Origin of the sequence: Rudaea sp., assembly GCF_036383415.1 — a bacterium.
In the GTDB taxonomy this organism is placed as follows: Bacteria; Pseudomonadota; Gammaproteobacteria; order Xanthomonadales; family Rhodanobacteraceae; genus Rudaea.
In genome coordinates, this window is record NZ_DASVOK010000152.1 from 1 (window position 1) to 3,004 (window position 3,004).

Consider the following 3,004-nt stretch of genomic DNA (forward strand, 5'->3'; position numbering starts at 1 on the left):
GCTGGTCGTTGATCGGCATGACGAAATGCGCCGCGGGAATCGGCACGGTGGCGCCACCGTCGCCGCCGTTGCCGCCAGTCAGCGGATTGCCCAGTGCGTCGGTACCGCCACCGGAGAACTTGATGCCGTAGTCGATCACGACGAGGTCGGATTGCACGCAGCCGGTCTTGATGTCGGACATCGCGGCGGGATTGTTCTCGACGACGGCGCAGTCGTCCGGCGCGGCGGTGCCGCCGGCACCGTAGCGGCCGACGCCTTGCGCATCGTTCTGCCGTCCGAGCTGGAACGCGCTGGCGTATGCACCCTGGCTGACGAGGCTGGCGACGACGGCGAAGCTCAGCGCGGTCAGGGCCGGAACGATTCGCTGCTGTTGTTTGATCTTGATCATGGCGAGATGGTCCTTGAGGGTTCCGGGTTTATTGCTTCACGACCGCGCTGTTCGTGATCTGCACGGCCATGCCATTGGTCGCGAAGAAACTCGCTGCCTGCTTCTGCATTTCCACCGTGGTCTGCGGCGAAGCCGACGGATCGAGCAGCGAGGAATGCACGCCGCTGACGAACTGCACCGAATTGTGGATGCCGGTGGCCGACTGTGTCGTCGAGCTGATCCGCGCCAGACCGAGTGCGGAAATGATCGGCAGACCGCCCGACAGCGGGGCGCCGGTGACCGTGTTCGGGATCACCTGGTCGGACAACCAGTTGCCACTGGCGTCGTAGTACCTCGTATTCGCCGAATCGCCCGCCAGCGGCGCGCTGCCGCCGACCACGGCCTGGGCGAGCAGGTTCTTCCTCGCCAGCACCGCACCGGTACCGGCGTCGCCCGCGTAGTTGATCGGATCACCCGAGTCGATCACGCTCTGCGTGGCGACGACGAAGGTGTTGAAGTCCGCGGTTCCCGGATGAATGCCGGCCGCACCGAGACCGGCAATGATGATCGGGCCGAACGTCGGCGAGCCGACAAGCAGGTTGGTGACGCCGCCGCCCGGCACGTTGAGCACCGCGTTCTGCACCGCCGTGTTCGGCGTCGCCGCGAGCGCCATGAACGTGGTGCCTTCGATGCTGCCGAGCGAAATGCCGAGGAAGGCAACGCGCGAGGCATCGAACAGCGGCGAGCCGTCGAGGCCGGTGACGTACGGAATCGCGCTGCGCAGTTCGAGCAGGTCGGACACGCCCTGGCGCAGATTGTCGCGTGAGGTGCGCAGGCTGGTCAGGTTGATGAAATATGAACCCGAGGAGGCCACCGTGCCCGCGGCAACTGCGCCGGTGGCGGTATTGATCTGTGGCAAGTCGAAGGTGCGCTCACCGGTTACGAGACCGGCAGCCGGCGTGCCAGTGAGGAAGGCGTTGCGGTAGAACGGATTGCTCGGATCAAGGCCGTGCAGCGGCAGGTCGATCGCGATCGCGGCGAAGCCGGCCTGGCTCAGCGCGCCGACCGCGGCGAGCATCGTCGTGCGATCACTTGTGATGCCGTGTTGGTAGATCACCACCGGCCAGCCGGCAGCGGGCTTGCTCAAGCCCGAGTTCGCGTTCGGCACGCTCATGATGACCGGCACGGTTTGGTTCGAGGTCGCCGCAGGCAACCGATTGGCCACCGTGACGTTGGTCGAGGTCGGATCGAGGCCGAGTGCCTTGCACGAAGCGACTTGGCCACAGGGCGGCGCGGTCCAGTAGTTGGTCAGCGGAGCAACCGGATTGGCCTGGCTCGGCGCGGAAAGGTAATACGGCACCGTCAGCGCACCGACGTAGATGTCGGCGATCGGCGGCTGGCCCGGGATCACGTCAGCCAGCGTCTTGCCGGTCGGCACGACGGCGATGTTCTGGTCCGGCACGGCATCGACGAGGCCGGCGATGGTCTGCATCGTCACCGTCGTCGCCTGCGTCGTCGCCGTCCAAGACAGCACGATGTTCTTGGGATCGACACCCTGCGTCGCGGCCGCAGCTTCCTGCAGGTTGGTCAGCTGGCGCAGCGGTTCGAGCGCGCAGGCGCTGGCGGCGGGAAGCACCGGTAAAGTGGAAGCGCCGTTGGTGCACAGAGGACTCGTACGCTTGGCGAAGCCATAGATCAGCGACTGGCGCACCGGTGTACCTGCGGCGTCGGTGATGCCGTTGGTCAGCACGGCCATGTACGAAGTCAGCTGCTTGAGCGGCTTGGTCGGCACGAGTGCGAGCGTCGCGCCGGTCGCTGCGTTCGAGGCCAGCGTGGCGACATATTCCTGCGGCGAAGTCAGTTCACGCACGACGCTGAGCACAGCGCCGGTCGCCGAATCCGTCTTCACTTCGAACAGGTGCACGCTCTTGCCGCTGCCGCCGACGACGCTGCTGGCAGTCAGCGGACCGGCAAACGTCGTGCTCCACGGCGCGGTCGTGCTGAAGCCGTCGAGCGAGTTGAGCGCGTCGAATACCGGCACCTGTGCCGCGGGCGCGCCTGCGGTCGGAATGTTCAGGGTGAGATCCCTCGAGCCCTGGCGCAGCAGGTCGGTCGGGAACGGCACCGTGCTCGTGGTCGGGTCGAATTTCGCCGTCGTGTGCAGCGGCACCGGCGCGGTGTAGTCATAGGCCTGCGCACTCTGGCCGGCAAGCGCCGTCAGCAACAGGGACGGCAGAATCAGTGGGCGAAGAGCAGATCTGCGCATGGTTATCTCCTCCGCACGAGGCGGCATGCTTGGGTAGGTGGCGAAAAATTCAAACGCTTGTTTCGAGGATTATGCCGAGAACTCGCCGGCTCGGCTCGCTGCATCGCAGCACCGCGACGATAAGGTACTCGAGCAACAACGCGCCCGCCTCGTCGCCGAAGCGTGCATAGGTTTCAAGCGGTTGCGGGATGCTCCCCATGTACGCGGCGATCTTGTGCCTCGCGCCGCGTCGCCGTCAATCGGAAAACGACCGATCTGCGGAGCCGAGCACGTCTTGCGAGCTGAATGCGCGCGGCGCATAACCGAAGTCGCGCATCGCGGCAGCGTTGTCGGCGATCAGCGGCTCGCTGAGCCGCGCCAGTGCGCCAACG

General features: G+C 66.0%; 2 protein-coding genes. Both read right to left on the reverse strand.

What is annotated here, in order from left to right; genetic code table 11:
* A partial coding sequence (locus tag VF497_RS05910) for an outer membrane protein transport protein (RefSeq protein WP_330886702.1) occupies nt 1-388 on the reverse strand: 388 nt, incomplete at its 3' end.
* 28 nt (nt 389-416) lie between these two features.
* The gene (locus tag VF497_RS05915; protein ID WP_330886703.1) at nt 417-2,633 is read right to left on the reverse strand and encodes a hypothetical protein; all 2,217 of its coding nucleotides are present in this window, start codon (nt 2,631-2,633) and stop codon (nt 417-419) included.
* Between the last annotated feature and the right edge of the window lie 371 nt (nt 2,634-3,004).

What these genes read in the sequence shown, in the direction of transcription:
- VF497_RS05915 (WP_330886703.1), bottom strand. Translation starts at nt 2,633, where the DNA reads ATGCGCAGATCTGCTCTTCGCCCACTGATTCTGCCGTCCCTGTTGCTG.